The organism is Maritimimonas rapanae (assembly GCF_057837205.1).
Map to the genome: position 1 here is coordinate 358,563 of NZ_JBYQFI010000001.1, position 23,256 is coordinate 381,818.

Genomic DNA, 23,256 nt, shown 5'->3' on the forward strand with positions numbered 1-23,256 from the left:
AGCTTATGAAGCATTTGCTATTAGTATTTATTGGTGGAGGTTTTGGTAGTATAGCAAGATTTTTATTAGCAAAATATTTTAATAGTGAAGCTACAGGAATACCATATGGCACTTTTTTAGCAAATGTTTTAGGAAGCTTACTTATTGGAATTATATTAGGTTTTGCAGCTAAAAATGATACCCTAACTCAAAGTCAAACTTTATTATTGGCTACTGGTTTTTGTGGAGGTTTTACCACTTTTTCAACCTTTGCTTACGAGAATCATGTGTTTTTAAAATCTGGAGATTTCTTTAATTTCTTTTTGTATGCTGTAGGAAGTTTCGTTTTAGGTTTTGCAGCTGTGTTTTTAGGAATGTTTTTGGTAAAATAGTCTAAGGATAATTAGCATCAATATAATTGATAACTTCTTGTTGCGTAAGAATTGCAAAGCTTTTATATCGGTTGTGTACATCTACAATTTCATCTAAAGCTTTTTGAACTAGCTCTTTATTTTTCCAAGTTTTTAAATGTACAACCACTGTTTCTAAACACCCTTTTTTGTAAGAGATTTGTCCTAAAACATGAATTAAAGTATTTTTTACTCTGGTGGTTTCATCAAACTGTAATTCTTTAAGCATTGGTAAAATATCTTGGGGATATTTTCTACCCCTTAATTCAATACCATGGCATATTTCTCTACGTATTTCTTTATCTGGATGATGTAAGTATTGTTTTGCCCATTTCAAAGAAGGTATAGGGTTTTTCTCTCCAATCTTTTTTATAGAACCAATAACAGCATTTCTAACTTTATGATGGTCATCAAATAGGCCAATATCAAAGAATTTTTGCACTTCATTAAAGTGAAATTTACCTATTTCACCTGCCGAATTGATCGTAGTTTGCCTAATTAGCTCATCTTGAGATTTTAACAATTTCTGCAATTGTGCTAATATTAAACCTCTTAATTTTCGCTTGCTAAAGTAGAGCTTAGCTATAGCTTGATAGGCTGTTTTTCTTATATAAGTGTCTTCATCAGAAAAATAATTAATAATATTTGTTGATTCATTATTTTTTATATCGCTGATAATCAATACATTAATTTTTTCAACTAACTTGATTCGTTCTTGTTTCGATAAATCATAAAATTTCATTGATTTAAAGGTAAAAATTTAAAATTAGCTACAAAAACAATACTAACTTGTACTTGCGCAACGTAGTTTTTCTGTTAATAACTATTATTTGCGAACACGTAGCATAAAACCTATATTTGTAGGAAACGGAGTTTAATCAAAATCAATATTTATAAAATTATGGAAGGATATTGCGTAAAGTGTAAAGCTAAGAGAGACATTAAGGATGCCAACGAAGTTACCATGAAGAATGGTAGAAAAGCAATGAAGGGTAAATGCCCAACTTGTGGAACTGGTATGTTTAGAATATTAGGTAAAGCTTAGTTATACTAAATAGCATATTCTATTTGTTTTATCAAATAGAAATTAAAAGCCATCATTTTAAATTAATGATGGCTTTTTTATTAGCTCAAATTGGGGATTTGTTCAGGTGAAAATTCATATAACTTGTTCGCTTCTTTTTCTTTTAATTCTTTTACTAAGTCTAGCGCATCTGGTATTACATCACTACATAATATAATCAACGAACCTTTTTTAGCATTTTTAACTGCATGCAATATGGCTTCTCGTTCAGAAGGTATTATGGTTGTCTTTTTATTAGGGTCGTGCATTTTAATACCATCATCTAGCATTTTAATCAATTCTTGCTCAGTTTTACCACGTAGACGTTTGTCTTGACGGATGATTACTTCATCAAACATTTCAGCTGCAATACTGCCCATTTCATTATTATCTTCAATACGTCTATCGCCAATACCAGCTATAATACCAACCTTAACCGTAGCATCGAGATTATCAACAAATTGCTTTAAAGCCCTCATGCCAGCAGGATTATGTGCGTAATCTACTAAAATCTGGAAGTTTTGAAATTTAAATAAATTTAATCTACCTGGAGTTTGCGATGCTGAAGGAATAAATGTCTCAAGAGACATTTTCATATCTTCTAGGGTAAAACCTTTAATATAACCCATTAATACTGCAGGAAGTACGTTTTGAATCATAAAGGTTGCTTTACCTCCGTAAGTTAAAGGGACATTTACTGCTTTAACAACACGCATTTTCCACTCGCCACGACAAATAGTAATGTATCCGTTTTCATAAATAGCAGAAAGCCCACCACGTTTTTGCATGGCTTTAATACGAGGGTTTTCTTCATCTAACGAAAATAGAGCAACATTACATTCAACATTTTTACGCATAGCATAAACCAAATCATCATCGGCGTTTAGAATAGCAGTTCCATCTGGTAAAACAGTTTCAGGAATAACTCCTTTAACTTTTGCTAATTGCTCTATAGTATGTATTCCTTTTAGTCCTAGATGATCTGCGGCTACATTAGTAACGATACCGATATCACAATGTTTAAACCCTAAACCAGCTCGTAATAATCCGCCTCTTGCACTTTCAAGAACAGCAAAATTTACTGTTGGATCTCTCAATACGAATTCTGCACTTGTAGGGCCAGTACAGTCTCCTGTCATTAACAGTCGGTTTTGAATATAAACTCCATCACTAGTTGTATAGCCTACTTTATAGCCTTTCATTTTTGCCATGTGAGCAATTAGCCTTGTGGTAGTTGTTTTACCGTTGGTTCCAGAAATGGCAACAATAGGAATTCTTGAAGTTGACCCAGGGGGGAATAATTTGTCGACTACATGAGCTGCAACATTTCTAGGTAAACCAGTAGTAGGAGCTAAGTGCATTCTAAACCCTGGGCCAGCATTAACTTCTAAAACGGCACCTCCAGTTTCAGACAATGGTTTACTGATATCAGTTGTCATAACATCTATACCGCAAATATCTAAATCGATAATTTTAGAAATACGTTCGGCCATAAATACATTTGCAGGATGAACAATATCTGTAACATCTTCTGCAGTTCCTCCAGTACTTAAATTAGCAGTATCTTTTAAGATAAGTTTCTCGCCTTTTTTTATAACAGTATCTAAGTTATATCCTTGAGATGAAATTATAGTTTTGGTAAGATCATTTATGGTGATTTGAGTTAATACTTTTTCGTGGCCATACCCTCTGCGAGGATCTTTATTTACCTCATCAACCAATTCTTGAATAGTTGATTTGCCATCTCCAATCACATGAGCTGGTGTACGTATAGCAGCAGCTACCAGTTTATTATTAATAACTAATAATCTATAATCTTCTCCAGCGATATATTTTTCAACAATAATTGCTCCGCTTCTCGAGCTTTCTTTTGCATGTCTAAATGCAACTAAAGCGTCATCGTAATTTTGAATATCTACTGTAATTCCACGGCCATGATTTCCATCAATTGGTTTTATTACAAGAGGATATCCAACATAATTACAGGCCTCTTCTAAGCTCCTTTCTCTTCGAATAATATCTCCTTTTGGAACTTCAACTTCTGCTTGTTCTAACAAGAATTTGGTATCTTCTTTATCACAAGCTAGTTCAACACCAATATTACTAGTTTCACTAGTTACTGTCGCTTGAATTCGTTTTTGATTAGCACCATAACCTAACTGACATAACGAATATTTATTTAGACGAATCCAAGGGATTCCTCTAGCTTCCGCTTCTTCAACAATTGAACCTGTACTAGGCCCAAGACGTTCTTCTTCACGAATTTCTCGCATGGTTTGAATATCATCGGTTAAATCATATTCTTCACCAGCAATTAATGCTTCACAAATCCTAACAGAAGCTTTAGCAGCATAACGGCCTACCTTTTCTTCCATATAAGAAAATACTACATTGTATACACCGTCTTCACCATATCCTCTAGTTCTGCCAAAACCAGTATCCATACCAGCTAGGGTTTGAATTTCTAAGGCTATGTGTTCTATAATATGCCCCATCCATGTGCCTTCATCTACTCGTTGAAAGAATCCGCCAGGCTCACCAACAGAACAACGATGCTCATACATGCTAGGAAACATAGCTTTTAATCGATCAGAAAATCCATTTACTTTATTTGAAGGGAATTCTTCCATTTCTTTTAAATCGAGCACCATAACTATTAATTTATGGCGACGAACAGACCAATAATTTGGTCCTCTCATGGCATTTATACTTCTTATTTCCATATTAAGGCATTTTGTGGGTTAGAATTTAAAGCAGAATATAAATATAACATTTTTTAGTATAAAATTATAAGGCTATTTTTGCCTATTATTTGATCGAGTTGAAGAAAACTGCTAAAATGAGTAAAAAAGAAGCTAAAGGGACCTTGATTCCTATTGGAGGAAATGAAGATAAAGGAATAGAAGAGAATGAACAATATACGCAGGATTATATTAGTGAAGGAATATTGTTTCATGTAGTAAAAGAAGCAGGCGGAATAGATGCTACTATTGTTGTGATACCTACCGCTTCAAGTATTCCTGTTGAAGTCGGTAAAAATTATATTACCGCTTTTAACAAGTTAGGATGTAAAAATGTAACCGTATTAGATATAAGAAGTAAAGAAGATTCTGAAAAATCTGAATCTATTGATCTTATAAAAACTGCAAATTGTATCATGTTCTCAGGGGGAGATCAATCCAAAATTTCAAATAAAATTGGCGGAACAACTATTCATACAATTTTGAGAGAACGCTATAAGAATGAAAAAGGTTTTGTTATCGCTGGAACTAGCGCAGGAGCAATGGCTATGGCAGAAGAAATGATTGCTGGAGGTAGCGCCACAGAAGCTTTTGTAAAGGGTGCTGTTGATATGAATAAAGGATTAGGATTGATACCAGAATTAATAATTGACACTCATTTTATTCAGCGAGGACGTTTTGGTAGAGTTTCTGAAGCTGTCGCAAAGTTTCCAAAAAAAATAGGTATTGGTCTAGCCGAAGATACAGGCTTAATTATTAAAAATGATATTGTTGAAGTGATTGGCTCTGGTATGATCATTGTGTTTGACCCAAGAAAAGTAAAACATAACAATCAAAAAATATTAAAAGTTGGAACACCAATGTCTTTAACAAATTTGAGAGTTCATATTTTAGCTAATGGTGACCGATTTAATTTTAGAAAGAAAAAGGTAAAAGTATTACCTGTAGAAGCACCATTTATTTAACGATAAATCGCAATTTCTTCCTTTCCATTAGAAGACTTACTGGCTCTATACATGCCTTCAGTATTAAAAGGCATGGCAATATTGCCTTTTGAATCTACAGCAATTAAGCCGCCATCTCCTTTAATTTCTAGAATTCGTTTATTGATAACTTCTTCTGCAGCTTCTTTTAAGGGTAATCCTTTGTGTTCTATTAAGCATGAAACATCATAAGCTACAACGCCGCGTATAAAGTATTCACCACTACCTGTACAGCTTACTGCACAAGTTTTATTATTGGCATAATTACCCGCACCGATCATTGGTGAATCACCAACGCGACCAAACCGTTTATTTGTCATACCACCTGTTGAAGTAGCTGCTGCAATATTTCCATTTTGGTCACAAGCCACAGCACCGACAGTACCAAATTTTGAATCTTTTTTTACTGAATGATCTAATTGAAAACTATCAGTATCTTTAATTTCTAGCCATTGCCTATGACGGAATTCATCATAAAAATAGTTAGGCTCTTCGATAGCGTAATTATTAAGTTTTGCGAATTGCATAGCACCATTGCCAGCTAAAAACACATGTTCACTTTTTTCCATAACATCTCTTGCTAGTGAAACAGGATTTTTAATTCCGGTAATCAAAGAAACTGCGCCCGCATTTAGAGATTTACCATCCATGATTGAGGCATCCATTTCATGGGTTTCATCTGCTGTAAAAACACTACCCTTACCAGCGTTGAATAAATGAGAATCTTCTAAAGCTATTACAGCTTTTTCAACAACTTCAACAGCATTGCCACCTCGAGTTAAAATTTCATATCCGGTATCTAAAGCCATCTGTAGGGCTGTTTTATATTGAGATTCTAATTCTTTGGTCATCATCCCTTTTACTAAGGTTCCTGCGCCACCATGAATTGCAATTGAAAACATATTCATTAATTAAAATTTGAATGTGAAAATTAATGAATTAATAGCTTATAGCATAAAAAAGCCCGAGATAAATCTCAGGCTAAAATGTATATATTGAAATTCTAAATTTTATAACCCTATAACTAAGGTAGCAGTAAATTTATCGTTATTAAAATCTAATTCTGCGCCAGGGAAATTATCTGCATTTGCAAAATTATAAACCCCTGTATTTTCTGTATGTTGATAAGCAAGGTCTAACTTAGTATTTCCAAATTTAAAACCGATACCAGCAGAGAACCCTTCAATGTTATCTGAATCTATAGCGTCATTAAATGGGCTTTCTTCATAAAAATAACCACCTCTTAAACTTACATTCTCTATCCGCCACTCAGCTCCAACTTTAAATTGTGAAGCTCCTTTTAAGACTTGAGATAATTCTTCGTTTTCTGGACTAAAATCCGCTGTAGGCCTTAGTTTAATATTTTGATAGTCTTTATAAGTGTAATCAAAACTAATTAAGCCTTCTTTTCCGAAAAGGTAAGCAAAACTTCCAGTCAATCTACTTGGGGTTGATAATTTATAATCTGCTGCACTTAGATCATTTCTAAGTACAAACAATTCAGGATCATTACTCACAGAAATTTCTAGATCATCTACAAATTCATCTGTTAAATTATACCATGTTGGAGTTTGATAAGTGAAGCCAAATCGTGTAATTTTTGTCGGCTTTAATAGAACACCGAAAGAAGCGCCAATGCCTTCACCAAACGTTCTTAATTCCTGTAAGAAAGAAGCATCAAAATTATTGCCATTACCATCGTTACCACCATGCTCAAACAAAGTTTGTTGATAAGAATTTACACTATGTGTAATAATTGAGAATCCTAAATGTAATTTTTCATTATATTCTGCTGCTAAAGTAAATGTGAATTTTTCATTTTGACCATTCGTGATGTTTCTAAAAAATTGGTAATCTACATTATTGTAGAAAACATTGTTAGTATTATCACCGTCAAAATTTAAATATGGATCATCTCTAAAATTCACAATTGGTTCACCAAATTCTACAACGTCTATGTTAGCAATACTGCTGTTGCCTTCAACATCATAAAAATTTTCAAAATCTTTTGCTAAAGTATAGTTTACACCTAAGGCAAATTTAGTCCAGTTAGAACCACTATTTCCATCAAAAACTAATACGCCACCAGCTTGTGTAAAATTAAAATAACTATCATCAAAAATATTCGAGTTGCCTTCAAAAGAAGCTCCAATATCAGTATTTCTCAACCCAAAAGTTGCAGTAGCTTGTGAGTTTTTAAAGATTGATAAACCTGCAGGATTTACATCGCCTGCAGATAAATCTCCGCCAAGAGCTCCAAAAGCTCCACTCATAGCGCTGTAACGAGCTGTTCCGTTATTTTCTTCGATTGAAAGGAGTAAAGCAACATCGCTTTGACTCATAATTTGAGCATTAATTACCCAAGAGGATAACAATCCTCCTAAAAGGAAAAGTAATTTTTTCATAACTAAAATTAAATGTTTTCTATTAACGTCTTCTTGAACTTGAGGAACGGCTTGTTGATCTTGAAGAGCTACTTCTAGATGGTGCACTACTTCTTACAGATGATCTTGAAGAAGAGGATCTATTATAACTTCTATTACTAGAAGAACTTGAACTTCGTCTATATGTTGAATTACTTCTAGGTTTAATATAACTTCTTCTTTGTGTACTATTAGAATAACTTCTTGTTCGGTTAGACCTTTGTGGTGATCTAACAACTGACGCTGTTCTTCTTTGTGGACTTATTCTATTTACAGAAGAATAATTTCTTCTTGTAGAACTACTACGTCTCACTCCGCTAGAGCGACTTGGGCTTGTAGATCGTCTAATCGAACTATTTCTTCTAATTGGGGTAGAAGAACGTCTTACACCAGAATTATTTCTTGCCCCAGAACTTCTACGAGCGTCATACGTACGTCTGTTAGTAGTAGATCTTCTATTAACAGAATTTCTTGAGGTTGTACCTCTATTATATCTTGATGAGCTATACCTTCTACTTAAAGTGCTTCTATTACCTGTTCTTGCAGAATTATACGCATAGCGTCTACCATAGTTGTAATTGTTATATCTATTACCGTAGAAGCCTCTTCCATATCCGTAGTACGGATAACCCCAGCCTCTGTAAGGATTATTCCATCCTCTGAAACCGTATCCATAGCCATAAAAACCACCATACCAAGGGTCATACAATCCGCCATATCCATAATAAGGAGGACAATAAATACCACCTATACCATAACCGCCATATAGCCAAGGGCTTCCCCAACCCCATCTATTCCATCCCCAATTATTACCTACATTTAGGTTTACAACTACATTATCGGTATATTCCCATGCGCCATTACCATCACCATCATCATCTAAATTATCTTCATATCCATATTCATCAACATCAGTAAAAATATCATCATCCGTAATGTCTGCATATTTTTCTGCTTCTCTTTTAAAATAGTCTTGATATTTATTAGATCTCTGGTTTTCTACAACAACAACTTTTTTGTCGTCAGACTCATAAATACCATCATCTTCGTTAGCAGATGTAGCATCTCTGTAGACAATACAAGAAGTAGTAGAGCTTAGTATTAATAGACCAATTAAGGTAAGGAATAGTGATCTAGAAGTGTAATTATTAATTTTCATATCCAATGGCTTTTTCTTATTGTAAATTACAAATTATAATTAGCTTTGCAGCTAGATAATTTGTGAAATATTTAACACAATATTTGTGCCAAACAGACATTATGGGTAAGAATTTAACGAAAAGAAGCGAAGATTATTCTAAATGGTATAACGAATTAGTAGTAAAAGCAGACCTTGCCGAGAACTCTGGTGTAAGAGGATGTATGGTTATAAAACCCTATGGTTATGCTATTTGGGAGAAAATGCAGGCAGAATTAGATAGAATGTTTAAGGAAACTGGCCACGAGAACGCATATTTTCCGCTCTTTATCCCTAAATCTTACTTTAGTAAAGAAGCAAGTCATGTAGATGGTTTTGCTAAAGAATGTGCTGTTGTTACTCATTATAGATTAAAAAATGCTGAAGATGGTAGTGGTATTGTTGTAGACGAAAATGCAAAACTTGAAGAAGAATTAATTGTACGCCCTACTTCAGAAACCATTATTTGGGATACCTATAGGAAATGGGTGCAGTCGTACAGAGATTTACCGATTTTAGTGAATCAATGGGCAAATGTGGTGCGTTGGGAAATGCGCACACGATTATTTTTACGTACTGCAGAATTTCTTTGGCAGGAAGGTCATACCGCTCATGCCACAAAAGATGAAGCGATAGTCGAAGCTGAACAAATGCAAAGAGTATATGCTGATTTTGCAGAGAATTTTATGGCTATGCCAGTTATTAAAGGAACAAAAACCGAAAGTGAACGATTTGCTGGTGCACTAGAAACGTATACCATTGAAGCATTAATGCAAGATGGCAAAGCCTTGCAAGCAGGTACTTCGCATTTTTTAGGACAAAATTTTGCAAAAGCTTTTGATGTTAAGTTTGCTTCTAAAGAAGGAAAACAAGAATATGTTTGGGCTACTTCTTGGGGAGTGTCTACAAGATTGATGGGAGCTCTAATCATGACACATTCTGATGATAATGGATTAGTATTGCCACCTAACCTAGCACCAATTCAAGTTGTGATTGTACCTATATATAAGGGTGAAGAGCAGTTGGAAATCATTACAGTGAAAGCAAAAGAAATAATGGATAATCTTAGAGCTAAAGGTATATCTGTAAAGTTTGATAATAGAGATACATACAAGCCAGGTTGGAAATTTGCTGAGTATGAATTAAAAGGTGTTCCATTAAGAATAGCTATGGGACCACGCGATTTAGAAAATGGAACTGTTGAACTTGCTCGAAGAGATACATTATCTAAGGAGATCGTTCCTCAAGAAGGTATTACAAATAGAATAGAAGAACTTTTAAAAGAAATTCAGCAAAGCTTATATAATAAAGCATTTGAATATAGAGATGCGCATATTACTGAAGTAAATACTTTTGATGAGTTTAAAGAAGTAATTGAAACTAAAGGAGGTTTTGTTTCTGCTCATTGGGATGGAACAGCAGAAACCGAAGATAAGATCAAAAATCTAACTAAGGCTACTATACGTTGTATTCCTTTAGATGCTAATGAAGAGGATGGGATTTGTGTTTATTCAGGCAATAAATCGAACAAGAGAGTACTTTTTGCGAAGGCATATTAAAATTTTTTAAAAAGTACTTGCAGAGAATAAAATTTGTTTTATTTTTGCACTCGCTTAAGAAAGTAAAAGTGATATATTGGCCCGTTCGTCTAGGGGTTAGGACGCCAGGTTTTCATCCTGGTAACAGGGGTTCGATTCCCCTACGGGCTACAAAAGTTTAAACAACAAAATAAATGGCAAATCATAAGTCAGCAATAAAGAGAATTAGAAACAGTGAAACTAAACGTTTAAGAAACAAGTTTCAGCATAAAACTACACGTAATGCTATTAAAAATTTACGTGCTATAGATAAAAAGAAAGATGCTGAAGCTCAATTGCCTTTAGTAGTAGCTATGGTTGATAAATTAGCAAAGAAAAATATTATTCATAAAAATAAAGCAGCTAATTTAAAATCTAAATTAACAAAGCACGTTGCGTCTCTTTAAAAAATAAATTTTTTAATTAAGTAATTAGGCAGCTTTTTAAGCTGCTTTTTTTTGCTTTGAATTGAACGTTTTTATAAGGGTTTAGATATGGTAATTTAGGACTTTTTGCTTTTCGATTGTTTTATTTCGAAAGTAGAATGATGAAAAACAATACAGATAAAGACATTACGTATGTGCTTTTTGGCAAGGAAGCGATGTTGATATACAAGGTTTCACCAAGAATGCTTTTAGCAACCAAAGATGTTCAATTTTGTGTCGGTGCGTTTTCTAGTGTAAGAGTTTTTGTTAAAGAATCTAAGCTATGGGATGGTTTTGTTGAAATTACAAAGCAAGACTATAATTTACTAAAAAGTCGTTCTTGTAGCCCTAGATCTACACAAAAGAAAAAATCATTTTTAAATCTACTATTCAGATAATAAATTTACCATACATAGGTTCTATCGGCATCTAACCTAATAAAAATAAACAGTAATAAGGTAAAACCCCAAAGAGAAGAACCTCCATAACTAAAAAATGGCAACGGAATTCCAATAGTTGGTATAAGACCTATTACCATACCGATATTAATCATAAAATGGAAGAAAAATATAGTTGCTACAGAATATCCAAAAACTCGACTAAACTTAGATTTTTGCCGCTCAGCTAACTGAATTATTCGTAAAATAAAAGCTGAAAAAATTAGGATAGTTGCAGTAGTTCCTAAAAAGCCCCACTCTTCACCAACTGTACTAAAAATGTAGTCTGTTTCTTGTTCGGGCACAAAATTCCCTTGAGTTCTATCTCCTTCCAAAAATCCTTTTCCTGTTAATCCTCCAGAACCTATAGTAATCATAGATTGATTCGTATTATAACCAATACCTTGAGTGTCTGATGTTTTACCTAGAACAATGGCAAACCTATCTCGATGGCGTTGCTCAAAGACGTTATTAAAGACATAGTTTACACTAAAAATAAATAATCCTATAGCTAAATAAACAACTATAAATTTTAACCAATGCCTTTTAAAATTTGCATAGTTAGATTTAGAAAGGTAGATAAAAAACGCTGTAATTAGTGTTAGAATAACTATTAATGTCGTTCTTAAACCTAAGGCTAATGTGATAACAAATAATAAAATTGCACCCAGTCCAATCCAAATATAATAAGCAGGTAATCCTTCTCTATATAATACAAAAACTAATGACAGAAATATTAATGCTGAACCTGCATCTGGCTGTAAAATAATTAATATAGCAGGTATTAATAAAATCAAGAATGAACGTAGTTGCGTATTGAGATTTCTTAGGTCTTTGTTTGATTCAGATAAAAAATTGGCAAGTGCAAGTGCAGTGCCCATTTTGGCAAATTCAGAAGGTTGGAGCGTGAACCCTCCTATACTGTACCAAGATGTTGCACCATTAATAGTTGATCCAAAAATAAATAAACCAATTAATGCTATTAGTGTAAGTATATAAATAACGCCAGAGAAGCGCTCATAAAATTTAGAATCTATAGAAAGTGTTATTATTATAACTGCACACCCAACAAGCATTTTTTGTAAATGCTTACCGGATAAAGTAGAGAAATCAAATATCGATGTATCGTTTTGACCAACTGTTGCTGCATAGATATTTATCCATCCAAAAAAGACCAATACTAGAAACAGTAATACTAAAACAATATCTATACCAGCGAATATATTATTCTTCCGTTTCCTCAACTTCAAGTTCTTTTAGTGCAGACCTTTTCTTTTCTAATTCTTGTTGTCTTAAATACTCTGCCCTTAATTGTTTACCAATTAGTACATTTCTATCATATTCTTCCTTAAGACTTCCTTCAACCATTCGTTTCTCTAACCATGGTCTTGAAGTTTCTCCGTTCAAATATTGTTCAATCATCAAAGTAGCTATTGGACCAGCCCAGCGAGAACCCCAATAACCATTTTCTACAAACACAGCAATGGCAATTTTAGGATTGTCTTTAGGTGCGAAAGCTATAAATACTGAATGATCTTTAAGCTGTTCTCTAATACCTTTGTAGCTTACAAAATTTTCGGCAGTACCAGTTTTGCCACAAATTTCAATACCTTTTACTCTTGATCCCAGAGCAGTACCTTTTTCGAAAACATTAAATAGGCCTTCTATAACTGGTTCAAAGTGCTGAGGATCTATAGTGGTTCTCTTAGGTCTTGTAAATTCTTCTATTTCTATTGGTTTGTTATCTACTCTTTTTAAAATATGTGGTGTATAGTAAAATCCTCGGTTAGCTATTGCAGCTGTCATATTTGCCAGTTGCATTGGGGTAGTTAGTATTTGTCCTTGACCAATTGCGTTAGAAATTGTGTAGGTTGATGTCCAGTTTTTTGCAGGATACCAACTATCATATAATTCCGAATCTGGCACCATTCCTTTTTTTCCTGTTGGAAGATCTGATCCTAAAAAATTTCCTAAACCAAAACTTTCGACGTGTTTATTCCAAGTGTCCATCCCATCACGAGCTTTACCATATTTTTCGATCGTTCTTCTGTAAACATTGGCAAAGTAAGCGTTGCAAGATTTATAAATTCCTTTATTTAAACGAATAGGAGAAGCATAAACACCACAATGGCATCCCATAAAGGCGCTTTTACCTCTACCGTATCTATAACCGTTGTAGCAATAAAAGTGAGTATTAACATCTATTACACCTTCTTGTAAACCTATTAAACCTGTGATTGCCTTAAAAGGAGAACCTGGTGGGTATTGAGCTAATAAACTTCTATCAAACATTGGTCTATTAATGGTGTCTCCAAACAACTCAACGGAGTTCTTAGAGCGCTTTCTTCCAACCATTCTACTAGGGTCATAGGTTGGTGTAGATATTAATGATAATATCTCACCAGAGGAAGGTTCAATAGCTACAATACCACCTCTTTTATTACTCATTAATCGTTCTCCGTATTGCTGTAATTTTATATCGAGAGATAATGTAAGGTCTTTACCAACTACAGCAAGTGTATCATATATGCCTTCTTTATAAGCTCCAATATCTTTGTTAAATCGATCTCGTTGAATAAATTTTACACCTTTTACACCTCTTAATAATTCTTCGTACTGTTTTTCAATTCCATTGACACCTCGATATTCACCTAATTGATAATAAGCATTCTTTTTAAGAAAAGATTCATTAGCCTCACCAATATATCCTAATACATTTGGAGCACTTTTTATAGGATATTCTCTCAATGATCTCTTTTGAATATAAAATCCTTTAAAATGATGCATCTTTTCTTGTAAGTAGGCATAGTTTTCTTTTGAAACTTGCTCCAAAAAAGGTGAGGGTATCCGGGGTGAATAGGTAGTAGCTCTTTTAATTTTTTTAATATAATCTTCTTTACTAATCTGTAAAAGATTACAAAATTCAGTAGTATCAATACTTTTAACATCTCTTGGTATAACCATGATGTCGTAAGTAGGTTGATTAGCAACTAAAAGCATTCCATTTCTATCATAGATATAACCTCTTTGCGGATAATCATATTGAATTTTAACAGCAGCATTATTTAACGGAGATACTCGATAGCTATCATCTAAAATCTGTAGATAGAATAGACGAAATATAAATATAATGCTTATAGCAATTATCGAAAAATATGCTAAATATTTGCGTTCCATTTATTTTTTTCTTGATAGCAAGTTAATACATAATATTGTTAATATAATCGTAAAAATGCTAGTAAAAATTGTCCTTTTAAGAATAACTCCGATTAAACTTAATTTAAAATATTCTAAACCAAAGACAATAAAACTATGCATAAAAATAAGAATGGAGACGAATGATAGGATTTTTAAGAAGGGTTGTTTGGTAATATTAAAAACAGGGAAATCAATTTCAGATTTTCTTAATACAGACTTTAATAGTGGTAGCCGTATATATCCTATAAAAAGTAAAGCCGCGGCATTGATACCTCCTGAGTTTTGAAAGAAATCAATTAACAAACCCAGTAAGAAACAAAGGAAAAGAAAGATGCCTCTATCTTTTTTAAAAGGATAAATTATAGCAAATAAAACGTATAGAAAAGGATTAATGTACCCAAGAAATAAAACTTTGTTTAAGATTAACACTTGTAGAAGCAGTAACACAACAAATAGTATAATATTTTGCGCAATATTGTTATTCATTTGTTTGTTCTTGTAATTGATTTACTTCTTCCTTATATAAACTAACAACAACATTTACGGGTCCGATAGCACTCATATCATTAAATAACCGCACATTCACAAAACTATAATCGTTATTCTCAACTCTAAAATCTTCGATAATACCAACAGGAATACCTTCTGGAAAAATAATAGATTTTCCACCAGTAATAACAGTATCACCTTTTTGAATATTTGCTTGAATGGGTAGGTCAGCCAATTGAAGAATATTATAGTCCTTTGCATCCCATTGTAGGGTTCCAAAGTGTAAACTATTAATAAGGCGCACGTTTATTTTGGAATTTTCATTTAAAATTGACTGCACAGTTGCAAAATTTTCAGACACAGTTTGTGTAATGCCAACTATACCTTTACTATTAATTACTGCCTGATCGAAAAGAATTCCATCTTTAGCTCCTTTATTAATTGTTAAGTAATTATACTTTTTGTGAAATTGATTATCAATTACTTTGGCAGGAGTGTAAAGATAGCGTTGAAAATATTTTGTGCTATCATTTACAGCTGCTAAATTCTCAGTTGTATCAATCTGTTGCTGGGCAATAATATTTTTTAGACGAGTATTTTCATCAAGTAATTGCTGATTGTAAGTCTTTAGGTTTGTAAATTCTCTAAATGAATTAACCCTTTTATAAAAACCGCCAGTAATAAAATTGGCAGAACTTACAAATTTACTTTTATGGTATGAATGATTTTGAATGGTAAGTGAAATTGCAATAATTTCTAACAACAAAAAGAATAAAAAATACTTGTACTTTATTATAAAGTTTACAATTTGTTGCATAGTTGATAATCACTATTTCATCAATACATTTTTGTATTTTTCTAAGTCTTTAAGTGCAATACCAGTTCCACGTACAACGGCTCTTAACGGATCTTCGGCAACATAAACAGGTAAATCTGTTTTACGAGACAAACGTTTATCTAAACCTCTAAGCATAGACCCACCACCTGCTAAATAAATACCAGTGTTGTAAATATCAGCAGCTAATTCTGGAGGTGTTTGAGATAAAGTTTCCATTACTGCATCCTCGATTCTAAGAATAGATTTATCTAAAGCTTTTGCAATTTCTCTATACGATATTTTAATCTGTTTTGGTTTACCACTAAGTAAATCTCTACCTTGTACTAAAATATCTTCTGGCGGCTCTTCAATATCTTCAGTTGCTGCACCGGCATCTATCTTTATTTTTTCTGCGGTTGTTTCACCTACATATAAGTTATGTTGTGTGCGCATGTAGTATGCAATATCGTTTGTAAATACATCACCGGCTACTTTTATAGACTTATCACACACAATTCCTCCTAAGGCAATTACAGCTATTTCGGTTGTTCCACCGCCTATGTCTATAATCATGTTTCCTTTAGGTTGCATAATATCAATACCGATACCAATAGATGCTGCCATTGGCTCATGTATCAAATAGATTTCCTTTGCATTCATGTGTTCAGCTGAATCACGAACAGCACGTTTTTCAACTTCTGTAATTCCAGAAGGAATACAAATAACCATTCGTAATGAAGGCGAAAAAAAGAAGCGTTTTTTGATGGAGGGAATTTGTTTGATAAATTCTCTTATCATTTGCTCAGACGCTTCAAAATCTGCTATTACACCATCTTTTAAAGGACGAATTGTCTTTATGTTCTCATGCGTTTTACCTTGCATAAGATTGGCTTTTTTACCAATAGCAATAATTTTTCCTGTAGAGCGGTCACGGGCAACAATTGACGGGCTGTCGATTACAACTTTACCATTATGTATGATAAGTGTATTCGCCGTGCCGAGGTCAATCGCAACGTCTTCTGTCATGAAGTCGAAAAATCCCATAGAGTTATTTAATTTGGGTTAGAGTAATTTTTGCGAATTGCCAAATTTAATAAAATAAACTTAATATTTAGTGTTTAAAATGACGAGTTCCGGTAAATACCATTGACATATTGTTTTCATCACAATAATCAATCGATAATTGATCTTTAATTGAACCACCTGGTTGTATCACCGTATTAATACCAGCTTTGTTAGCAATCTCTACACAATCTGGGAATGGAAAAAAAGCATCACTAGCCATTACAGCACCTTTTAAATTAAAGTTAAAAGTATTGGCCTTAACAATAGCTTGATTAAGAGCATCTATACGAGATGTTTGCCCTGTGCCACTAGCACAAAGCTGCTTATTTTTTGCTAAAACAATAGTATTAGATTTAGTGTGTTTACAAATTTTTGAAGCAAAAATAAGGTCCTCAATTTCTTTGCCGGATGGAGATAATTTGGTAGCTGTTTTTAAATCTTCTAGAGTATCTGTTTTATTATCTTTATCTTGAACTAAGACACCATTTATACATGATCTAACGGTAGTTTTGGGTAATTCTATATCTTTAAGGGTTAAAATAATTCGATTTTTCTTCCCTTTTAATATTTCTAAAGTATCTTCATCAAAAGAAGGTGCAATTACTACTTCGCAAAATAATTTATGAATCTCTTCAGCAGTAGCTTTATCAATCGAATAGTTTGAAATTAAAATACCACCAAAAGCAGAAATAGGGTCACCAGCTAGCGCATCTTTATAAGCCTCTAAAACAGTTGAACGCTGAGCTAAACCACAAGCATTATTATGTTTTAAAATAGCAAATGTTGGAGCTTCTCCTTTAAATTCATTCATCAAATTAACAGCAGCATCAACATCTAATAAGTTGTTGTAACTCAGTTCTTTTCCATGTAATTTGGTGAACATTTCATCAAAATTACCAAAGAAAAATCCTTTTTGATGTGGATTTTCGCCGTAGCGTAATACTTTCCCATGTGTTTCGCTAATTTTTAATGAAGCGATGCTATGATCGGCATTAAAATAATTAAAGATTGAAGTATCGTAGTGCGAGGAAACATTAAATGATTTTGCTGCAAAATGCTTCCGTTGGTCTAGTGTAGTTTCTCCATTCTGTGAGGTTATTATTTCTAAGAATTCATCATACTGTTCCATTGAAGAAACACAGATCACATCCTTAAAATTCTTAGCGGCAGCTCTAATTAATGAAATACCACCAATATCAACCTTTTCAATGATATCTTGTTCAGACGCACCAGAAGCAACAGTTTTTTCAAAAGGATATAAATCGACTATTACAATATCCATTTCTGGAATTTCATACTCTTCAATTTGAGCAACATCTCCATCATTTTCACGTCTCGATAATATACCGCCAAATACTTTTGGGTGCAATGTTTTTACTCTTCCGCCAAGAATAGAAGGGTATGAAGTAAGATCTTCTACACGCTCTACTTGTATACCTAATTCATTTATAAATTTTTCTGTACCACCAGTAGAATAAATGGTAACTCCTAATTCATTTAGTTTTTGTGCTATGGGTGCTAATCCGTCTTTATGAAAAACTGAAATTAAAGCTGATTTTGCTTTTTTTGTTGTATTCATTTGTTGTGTTGAGGTTTCCGCGCAAAGCTACTAAAACAGAAAAGCTTTCGCAATCAATTGCAAACCTTAATTAATGAACAAATTATCAACATTAATCGATAAGTCGACGGTGGTAATTTATTTGCCCTAAATGATAGTTTAGATGACCGTATAAATGGATTAAAAATTGCTCAACAGACATTCCTTCTTTACGAATATTTATTGGATAGATCTCTTGAAAATCACTAGGTGTTAAACTTGAAATTACATTTTTTATAATCTCTTTTACTTTATCAATATCGTTTAAAATTATTTTTCGAGCAATATTTTTATTATTGAATTCACCATCACGATCTCTTATATAACCAGTTTCACCCAAAACGGCACCAATGAAGTGATTCAGGTTTCCGACAAGGTGAATAGCAAGATTTCCAGCAGAATTTTTAATTTCTTTTTCTACTTTCCAAAAGTCAGCGTCAGTTTTATATAATGTTATTTCTGTTTTTAATCTATCTAAATCTCTATTAAAAAGAGTAACAAGTGATGTATTCATTGTGATAATTTATGTTAAAGCTACTAAATTTAATTCAGCAACTTTTTTACAGACAAATTCTAATAATTCGGTGTCCTCTTCTGTAAATGGGTTTTTAGTATGTGAATCTATATCTATTTGGCCAATATTTTCTCCATCAACAAAAATTGGAATCACAATTTCACTTTTTACTTTCCATCCACAAGAAATATAGTTGTCTTGTTCAGATACATCCTGAACAACAAAATTTTTATTACTTACGGCTACTTGTCCGCAAATTCCTTTTCCGAAAGGTATAATAATGTGTTCTGTTGGTTCACCTGCAAATTGAGCTAATTTTAGCTCTTCTTTAGCTCCGTTTCTAAAATAGAATCCTACCCAATCATAGTAATAGATTTCTTGTTTTAAATAATCACAAATTGATTGAAGTTTTTCTTCAGTAGTTGCTGTGTTATCTATTATGTTAATAATTTCTTCTTTTAGTTGACTCAGTAGCATGTGTAATACTTAAATTTGGAATTGTATTTTTGGACGAACAAATTTAAAATACTTTCAGTTGAAGAAGAAGAAAGTCATCATTAATTTTTTGCTAAAATTTTTTATTACCTATTTTTTATTACTAGGTATTTATTCTATATATTTAAAACAAACCCAACAAAAGGGTGATGTTTTTTCTTGTTCGCCGATTACTCAAACAGTTGCTTATCATACACAGAAGCTAGCAAACTTTTTTGGCTATAATACAACTGTGTATCAACATGAAAGTGAATTGTCTATGAAGTTTTTTGTAGGTAATGTATATGCTATACGTGTAATTGAAGGTTGCAATTCAATAAGTTTAATAATACTATTTTTATCTTTTATTATTGCTTTTTCTGGAAGTTTAAAAGCAACTATAATTTATGGCACCTTAGGATGCTTAGTTATTTATTCGGTAAATATTTTAAGGATAATGGTGCTTAGTCTTTTGTTGTATAAGTACCCAGAACATCAGTATTTTTTACATAGTTTATTATTTCCTGCAATTATTTATGGAACTGTATTTTTATTGTGGGTGATTTGGGTAAATAGATTCTCGTATTTAAAAAAACCTAAAAGTGAAAAAAGAAATTAGAATATTACTAATTGTACTTTTATTCATTTCTCTAATTCTAGTTAGGGCATTTGGTTCTAAATTATTTTATGACCCATTTATTCACTATTTCGTAAATGATTATATGCATTTACCAATTCCAAAATATGATACAATAAAGCTTTTCTTTAACCTCTTTTTAAGATATTCGTTAAATACTATAATCTCTTTAACTATAATATACTTGGTATTTCAGAAAAGAGGATTAGTTAAGTTTTCGATAAAATTCTATATCGCGGCTTTTTTTATTTTAAGTATTGCATATTACATCCTCTTAAAGATGGGTATGATCAATGGGCATTTATTCGCATTTTATGTGCGTAGATTTTTAGTTCACCCAGTTTTTGTACTCATACTTTTACCGGCATTTTATTATCAAAAAAAACTAGTAAGATCGTCTTTAAAATCGTAAATTTATAGTCGCAATTTCGACTAATTATACGGTTAAATAAAGAACGTATGAATAAACAAAAAGATGTTTATATTCCAAAAAGTAAGCATCCAAGAATAGTTATTATAGGTGCAGGTTTTGGCGGCATCTATTTAGCAAAAGCCCTTAAAAATAAACCTTTTCAAATTGTTCTATTAGATAAGAATAATTTTCATCAGTTTCAACCTTTATTTTATCAAGTCGCCACTAGTGGATTGGAACCTGATTCTATTGTTTTTCCAGTTCGGAAAATTTTTAGAGGATACAAAAATTTTGTATTCAGAATGGCTGATGTGCTAAATATCGACTCTGAAAGAAAAATTGTTGAAACTGATATTGGTGATATCAACTTTGATTATCTTGTATTGGCTACAGGAAGCACTAACAATTTTTACGGGATGCAAGATGTAGAGGCGAACAGTATTGGTTTAAAATCGATTCGAGAATCTTTAGATATACGTAGCAATATTTTACAGAATATAGAAAAAGCGGTACAGGCATCAGATGAAAAAACTCGTAAAAAGAACACAACCATCGTTATTGTAGGTGCCGGACCAGCTGGGGTTGAAATGGCTGGCGCAATTGCTGAGTTTAAAAAATATATTTACGACAAAGATTATCCTGAATTAGTCAATTTTCCAATTGAAGTTCATGTTGTCGAAGCGGGATCAAAAGTGTTGTCCGCTATGACGGAAAAATCATCTAGAGACACATTAAAAGATTTAGAAAGATTGGATGTGCATGTGCATTTAAATACCGCTGTGAAATCATATGATGGTAATAAAGTTGAATTATCAAATGGAACAAACCTTTTGTCAACTTCTCTAATTTGGACAGCGGGTGTACGAGGTCAGTTTCCTAAAGGCATTAATCCAGATATCATAGTAAGAGGAAATAGAATAGAAGTTGATTTGCATAATAGAATAAAAGAAAAAGAAGACATATTCGCCATAGGCGATGTAGCTTTTATGAAAACTGAGGCTTATCCTCATGGTCATCCTATGGTGGCACCAACAGCCATTCAACAAGGTGAACATTTAGCAAAAAATTTATTAAGTAAAGGCAATTGGAAACCATTCAAATATTTTGATAAAGGCTCACTTGCTACTATTGGTAAAAAAAGAGCGGTGGCTGACCTAGGTAAATTGCACTTTCGTGGATTTTTCGCCTGGTTTATTTGGTCAACAGTACATTTAATGTCAATTAGTGGGTTTAAAAACAAGCTAAGAGTAGGTTTGAATTGGATGGGGAGCTATTTTTCATACGACAAAGGAAATCGATTGATAATTAGAAGATATAAGCCTAAAAAAGTATAAATTTATGATACACACATATATTATTGAAGGGATGACTTGCGATGGTTGTAAGGCTTCGGTAGAAGAAAAGTTAAGTTTAGTAGGTGGAGTAGAAGAGGTAAAGGTGAATTTAGAAAGATCGGAAGCGGAGATTAAAATGTCTAAACATATTTCAACTTTAGAACTTCAGAACAATTTGCCATCTAAATATACAATCTCTGAAAAACAAGAGGTTACTCATCAAATTTCAAAAGAAATAGAATCGAAAAGTGATTTACAGCAATTATTTCCGTTGTTTTTAATTTTCGCTTATATAACAGTGGCTTCAATATTGTTAAACTTAAAAGGAACTACTTCTGGCTTTATGCTCGATTTTATGGGGTTATTCTATATAGTATTCAGCTTCTTTAAATTTTTAGACTTAAAAGGGTTTCCAGAGTCATTTAAAATGTATGATCCACTCGCGAAACGAATACCTGTTTATGGATGGGTATATCCATTTTTAGAACTGGTGCTAGGGTTACTGTTTTTAACAAGAACACAAATTCCATTAGCTTTAATAACTACAATAATAATTTTAGGAATTACCACTGTTGGCGTTACCAAAGTTTTATTAGATAAAAAGAGTATTCAATGTGCTTGTTTAGGTACAGCACTAAAATTACCAATGACCAAAGCCACATTTATAGAAAATACGGTAATGTTGGTAATGGCAATTTTAATGCTGGCCATGGGTTAACCCATTTCTTTAAGTGCTTTTCTAAACTCTTTCCAATCAACTTTGTTATCATTAGAGAAATCGTAACCACTTACTAACTTAGAAGCTACAATACCTCTTAAAAATCCACTTACTTCAGCTTCTTTTAAGAGCTTAACAATTTCTTTTTTAGATAGTGCACCGTCACTGTTTTTATCAAAAAAACTGAAAGCTTTTTCTGGCGTTTCAAAATGGTTGGTTAATACAATTCTAATTTTACTAACAATTTCTTTTTTTCTACTCATGATTTTTAGTTTTATTTAAAATTACAATATTATTTTAACTTTTCGTTTATAAAATAACTAGTTGAATTTCATATTTTTGCATCGTGAAACAAAATTTTAGCAACATAGTATCTATTTTTTTAGCGGTATTGTTGTTGTTTTCGACTTTATCTTTTACAGTTGAAAAACATTATTGCATGGGGCAATTAGAAGATTACTCATTACTGGGTAATGTAGATGGTTGTGAAATGCCAATGTCTAAAGATTCAGAACAAGAATCTAAAACCTCATTCACCAAAGTTCCATGTTGTAAAGATGTATTAGAGGTTATTGAAGGTACTAATGCTGAATTAAAAATAGCTAAAGAATTTTCAATAGATAAAATTCAATTTGTTGCAGCTTTTGTAGCAAGTTATATTTATCTTTTTGAGGGATTACCTGAAAATATAATTCCTTTTCAAAACCACTCACCTCCATTACTCATTAAAGATATACAGGTTCTTTATGAAACTTATTTAATTTGATTTATTAGAATTTAATTAAT

The 23,256-nt window shown here is 32.6% G+C and carries 25 protein-coding genes and 1 tRNA gene; 12 read left to right on the forward strand and 14 right to left on the reverse strand.

Annotated elements, in window-relative coordinates; genetic code table 11:
- Nucleotides 1-5 precede the first annotated feature (5 nt).
- Nucleotides 6-371: a fluoride efflux transporter CrcB gene (crcB, locus tag AC3IF2_RS01650; RefSeq protein WP_489165270.1), complete on the forward strand. Its 366-nt coding sequence runs from the start codon at nucleotides 6-8 to the stop codon at nucleotides 369-371.
- Nucleotide 372: 1 nt separating this feature from the next.
- On the opposite strand, the gene AC3IF2_RS01655 is transcribed toward crcB, so the two are convergent.
- A complete protein-coding gene (locus tag AC3IF2_RS01655) occupies nucleotides 373-1,131 on the reverse strand; it encodes a HEAT repeat domain-containing protein (protein ID WP_489165271.1) in 759 nt (252 codons plus the stop codon).
- 159 nt (nucleotides 1,132-1,290) lie between these two features.
- Here AC3IF2_RS01655 and AC3IF2_RS01660 point away from each other — a divergent pair, with 159 nt between their 5' ends.
- Nucleotides 1,291-1,434 carry a DUF5679 domain-containing protein gene (locus AC3IF2_RS01660; protein ID WP_480196744.1) on the forward strand — a complete coding sequence of 48 codons (144 nt, stop codon included), beginning with the start codon at nucleotides 1,291-1,293 and terminating at the stop codon, nucleotides 1,432-1,434.
- An 80-nt stretch (nucleotides 1,435-1,514) separates the two neighbouring features.
- Here AC3IF2_RS01660 and cphA read toward each other — a convergent pair whose 3' ends face one another.
- Nucleotides 1,515-4,175, reverse strand: a complete 2,661-nt coding sequence (gene cphA, locus AC3IF2_RS01665) for a cyanophycin synthetase (protein ID WP_489165272.1) — start codon at nucleotides 4,173-4,175, stop codon at nucleotides 1,515-1,517.
- Between the two features lie 116 nt (nucleotides 4,176-4,291).
- Here cphA and AC3IF2_RS01670 point away from each other — a divergent pair, with 116 nt between their 5' ends.
- The gene (locus AC3IF2_RS01670; protein ID WP_489165273.1) at nucleotides 4,292-5,158 is read left to right on the forward strand and encodes a cyanophycinase; all 867 of its coding nucleotides are present in this window, start codon (nucleotides 4,292-4,294) and stop codon (nucleotides 5,156-5,158) included.
- Here the strand turns inward: AC3IF2_RS01670 and AC3IF2_RS01675 are convergent.
- From AC3IF2_RS01675 to AC3IF2_RS01685, 3 genes are all read right to left on the reverse strand, one after another.
- Nucleotides 5,155-6,084, reverse strand: a complete 930-nt coding sequence (locus tag AC3IF2_RS01675) for an isoaspartyl peptidase/L-asparaginase family protein (RefSeq protein ID WP_489165274.1) — start codon at nucleotides 6,082-6,084, stop codon at nucleotides 5,155-5,157. The two genes, AC3IF2_RS01670 and AC3IF2_RS01675, sit on opposite strands and share 4 nt — an antisense overlap.
- Before the next feature lie 102 nt (nucleotides 6,085-6,186).
- Entirely contained in the window at nucleotides 6,187-7,581 is a 1,395-nt protein-coding gene (locus tag AC3IF2_RS01680) for an OmpP1/FadL family transporter (RefSeq protein ID WP_489165275.1), read from the reverse strand.
- Nucleotides 7,582-7,603: 22 nt separating this feature from the next.
- The gene (locus AC3IF2_RS01685; protein ID WP_489165276.1) at nucleotides 7,604-8,758 is read right to left on the reverse strand and encodes a hypothetical protein; all 1,155 of its coding nucleotides are present in this window, start codon (nucleotides 8,756-8,758) and stop codon (nucleotides 7,604-7,606) included.
- Nucleotides 8,759-8,859: 101 nt separating this feature from the next.
- On the opposite strand from AC3IF2_RS01685, the gene proS reads away from it, so the two are divergent.
- The 4 genes from proS (at nucleotide 8,860) to AC3IF2_RS01705 (ending at nucleotide 11,176) form a co-directional block, all read left to right on the forward strand.
- Nucleotides 8,860-10,335 (forward strand): proline--tRNA ligase, encoded by a 1,476-nt coding sequence (gene proS / locus AC3IF2_RS01690; RefSeq protein ID WP_489165277.1) that lies wholly within the window; start codon nucleotides 8,860-8,862, stop codon nucleotides 10,333-10,335.
- Between the two features lie 78 nt (nucleotides 10,336-10,413).
- Nucleotides 10,414-10,485 (forward strand) — tRNA-Glu (locus tag AC3IF2_RS01695).
- 23 nt (nucleotides 10,486-10,508) lie between these two features.
- The gene (rpsT, locus tag AC3IF2_RS01700) at nucleotides 10,509-10,760 is read left to right on the forward strand and encodes a 30S ribosomal protein S20 (protein WP_489165278.1); all 252 of its coding nucleotides are present in this window, start codon (nucleotides 10,509-10,511) and stop codon (nucleotides 10,758-10,760) included.
- A 137-nt stretch (nucleotides 10,761-10,897) separates the two neighbouring features.
- The gene (locus AC3IF2_RS01705) at nucleotides 10,898-11,176 is read left to right on the forward strand and encodes a hypothetical protein (RefSeq protein ID WP_489165279.1); all 279 of its coding nucleotides are present in this window, start codon (nucleotides 10,898-10,900) and stop codon (nucleotides 11,174-11,176) included.
- Between the two features lie 5 nt (nucleotides 11,177-11,181).
- Here the strand turns inward: AC3IF2_RS01705 and rodA are convergent, their stop codons facing one another.
- The 8 genes from rodA to AC3IF2_RS01745 form a co-directional block, all read right to left on the reverse strand.
- Complete coding sequence (gene rodA / locus AC3IF2_RS01710) at nucleotides 11,182-12,459, reverse strand: rod shape-determining protein RodA (RefSeq protein ID WP_489165280.1); 1,278 nt, start codon at nucleotides 12,457-12,459, stop codon at nucleotides 11,182-11,184.
- Complete coding sequence (mrdA, locus tag AC3IF2_RS01715; protein ID WP_489165281.1) at nucleotides 12,440-14,392, reverse strand: penicillin-binding protein 2; 1,953 nt, start codon at nucleotides 14,390-14,392, stop codon at nucleotides 12,440-12,442. Before mrdA ends, rodA begins: the two co-directional genes overlap by 20 nt.
- A complete protein-coding gene (gene mreD / locus AC3IF2_RS01720) occupies nucleotides 14,393-14,899 on the reverse strand; it encodes a rod shape-determining protein MreD (RefSeq protein WP_489165282.1) in 507 nt (168 codons plus the stop codon).
- Nucleotides 14,892-15,719: a rod shape-determining protein MreC gene (mreC, locus tag AC3IF2_RS01725; RefSeq protein WP_489165283.1), complete on the reverse strand. Its 828-nt coding sequence runs from the start codon at nucleotides 15,717-15,719 to the stop codon at nucleotides 14,892-14,894. Before mreC ends, mreD begins: the two co-directional genes overlap by 8 nt.
- 12 nt (nucleotides 15,720-15,731) lie before the next feature.
- The gene (locus AC3IF2_RS01730) at nucleotides 15,732-16,763 is read right to left on the reverse strand and encodes a rod shape-determining protein (RefSeq protein WP_489165284.1); all 1,032 of its coding nucleotides are present in this window, start codon (nucleotides 16,761-16,763) and stop codon (nucleotides 15,732-15,734) included.
- A gap of 67 nt (nucleotides 16,764-16,830) precedes the next feature.
- Nucleotides 16,831-18,363, reverse strand: coding sequence for a bifunctional phosphoribosylaminoimidazolecarboxamide formyltransferase/IMP cyclohydrolase (purH, locus tag AC3IF2_RS01735; protein ID WP_489165285.1), 1,533 nt, complete (start codon nucleotides 18,361-18,363; stop codon nucleotides 16,831-16,833).
- A 91-nt stretch (nucleotides 18,364-18,454) separates the two neighbouring features.
- Complete coding sequence (locus AC3IF2_RS01740) at nucleotides 18,455-18,895, reverse strand: DinB family protein (protein WP_489165286.1); 441 nt, start codon at nucleotides 18,893-18,895, stop codon at nucleotides 18,455-18,457.
- Between the two features lie 9 nt (nucleotides 18,896-18,904).
- On the reverse strand, nucleotides 18,905-19,372 hold the full coding sequence (locus AC3IF2_RS01745; protein ID WP_489165287.1) for a GAF domain-containing protein: 468 nt from the start codon (nucleotides 19,370-19,372) through the stop codon (nucleotides 18,905-18,907).
- Nucleotides 19,373-19,430: 58 nt separating this feature from the next.
- Between AC3IF2_RS01745 and xrtF the strand changes: the two genes are divergently transcribed.
- Genes xrtF through AC3IF2_RS01765 form a run of 4 tightly spaced genes read left to right on the forward strand, consistent with a single transcriptional unit; the run spans nucleotide 19,431 to nucleotide 22,470 of the window.
- On the forward strand, nucleotides 19,431-19,988 hold the full coding sequence (xrtF, locus tag AC3IF2_RS01750; RefSeq protein WP_489165288.1) for an exosortase family protein XrtF: 558 nt from the start codon (nucleotides 19,431-19,433) through the stop codon (nucleotides 19,986-19,988).
- Nucleotides 19,972-20,418 carry an exosortase F system-associated membrane protein gene (locus AC3IF2_RS01755; RefSeq protein ID WP_489165289.1) on the forward strand — a complete coding sequence of 149 codons (447 nt, stop codon included), beginning with the start codon at nucleotides 19,972-19,974 and terminating at the stop codon, nucleotides 20,416-20,418. Before xrtF ends, AC3IF2_RS01755 begins: the two co-directional genes overlap by 17 nt.
- Nucleotides 20,419-20,465: 47 nt before the next feature.
- A complete protein-coding gene (locus AC3IF2_RS01760; protein ID WP_489165290.1) occupies nucleotides 20,466-21,752 on the forward strand; it encodes an NAD(P)/FAD-dependent oxidoreductase in 1,287 nt (428 codons plus the stop codon).
- 4 nt (nucleotides 21,753-21,756) lie between these two features.
- Complete coding sequence (locus AC3IF2_RS01765; RefSeq protein WP_489165291.1) at nucleotides 21,757-22,470, forward strand: heavy-metal-associated domain-containing protein; 714 nt, start codon at nucleotides 21,757-21,759, stop codon at nucleotides 22,468-22,470.
- On the opposite strand, the gene AC3IF2_RS01770 is transcribed toward AC3IF2_RS01765, so the two are convergent.
- On the reverse strand, nucleotides 22,467-22,733 hold the full coding sequence (locus AC3IF2_RS01770; protein ID WP_489165292.1) for an EF-hand domain-containing protein: 267 nt from the start codon (nucleotides 22,731-22,733) through the stop codon (nucleotides 22,467-22,469). The genes AC3IF2_RS01765 and AC3IF2_RS01770 overlap by 4 nt on opposite strands.
- Before the next feature lie 83 nt (nucleotides 22,734-22,816).
- Here AC3IF2_RS01770 and AC3IF2_RS01775 point away from each other — a divergent pair, with 83 nt between their 5' ends.
- Entirely contained in the window at nucleotides 22,817-23,236 is a 420-nt protein-coding gene (locus AC3IF2_RS01775) for an HYC_CC_PP family protein (RefSeq protein WP_489165293.1), read from the forward strand.
- The last annotated feature ends 20 nt before the right edge of the window (nucleotides 23,237-23,256 follow it).

Coding starts and splice junctions, on each gene's coding strand:
- AC3IF2_RS01740 (WP_489165286.1), bottom strand. CDS start 18,895: ATGAATACATCACTTGTTACTCTTTTTAATAGAGATTTAGATAGATTA.
- AC3IF2_RS01680 (WP_489165275.1), bottom strand. CDS start 7,581: ATGAAAAAATTACTTTTCCTTTTAGGAGGATTGTTATCCTCTTGGGTA.
- purH (WP_489165285.1), bottom strand. CDS start 18,363: ATGAATACAACAAAAAAAGCAAAATCAGCTTTAATTTCAGTTTTTCAT.
- mreC (WP_489165283.1), bottom strand. CDS start 15,719: ATGCAACAAATTGTAAACTTTATAATAAAGTACAAGTATTTTTTATTC.
- mreD (WP_489165282.1), bottom strand. CDS start 14,899: ATGAATAACAATATTGCGCAAAATATTATACTATTTGTTGTGTTACTG.
- AC3IF2_RS01705 (WP_489165279.1), top strand. CDS start 10,898: ATGATGAAAAACAATACAGATAAAGACATTACGTATGTGCTTTTTGGC.
- proS (WP_489165277.1), top strand. CDS start 8,860: ATGGGTAAGAATTTAACGAAAAGAAGCGAAGATTATTCTAAATGGTAT.
- AC3IF2_RS01655 (WP_489165271.1), bottom strand. CDS start 1,131: ATGAAATTTTATGATTTATCGAAACAAGAACGAATCAAGTTAGTTGAA.
- rpsT (WP_489165278.1), top strand. CDS start 10,509: ATGGCAAATCATAAGTCAGCAATAAAGAGAATTAGAAACAGTGAAACT.
- AC3IF2_RS01745 (WP_489165287.1), bottom strand. CDS start 19,372: ATGCTACTGAGTCAACTAAAAGAAGAAATTATTAACATAATAGATAAC.
- mrdA (WP_489165281.1), bottom strand. CDS start 14,392: ATGGAACGCAAATATTTAGCATATTTTTCGATAATTGCTATAAGCATT.
- AC3IF2_RS01730 (WP_489165284.1), bottom strand. CDS start 16,763: ATGGGATTTTTCGACTTCATGACAGAAGACGTTGCGATTGACCTCGGC.
- AC3IF2_RS01685 (WP_489165276.1), bottom strand. CDS start 8,758: ATGAAAATTAATAATTACACTTCTAGATCACTATTCCTTACCTTAATT.
- crcB (WP_489165270.1), top strand. CDS start 6: ATGAAGCATTTGCTATTAGTATTTATTGGTGGAGGTTTTGGTAGTATA.
- AC3IF2_RS01670 (WP_489165273.1), top strand. CDS start 4,292: ATGAGTAAAAAAGAAGCTAAAGGGACCTTGATTCCTATTGGAGGAAAT.
- AC3IF2_RS01760 (WP_489165290.1), top strand. CDS start 20,466: ATGAATAAACAAAAAGATGTTTATATTCCAAAAAGTAAGCATCCAAGA.
- AC3IF2_RS01660 (WP_480196744.1), top strand. CDS start 1,291: ATGGAAGGATATTGCGTAAAGTGTAAAGCTAAGAGAGACATTAAGGAT.
- AC3IF2_RS01770 (WP_489165292.1), bottom strand. CDS start 22,733: ATGAGTAGAAAAAAAGAAATTGTTAGTAAAATTAGAATTGTATTAACC.
- AC3IF2_RS01765 (WP_489165291.1), top strand. CDS start 21,757: ATGATACACACATATATTATTGAAGGGATGACTTGCGATGGTTGTAAG.
- AC3IF2_RS01675 (WP_489165274.1), bottom strand. CDS start 6,084: ATGAATATGTTTTCAATTGCAATTCATGGTGGCGCAGGAACCTTAGTA.
- cphA (WP_489165272.1), bottom strand. CDS start 4,175: ATGGAAATAAGAAGTATAAATGCCATGAGAGGACCAAATTATTGGTCT.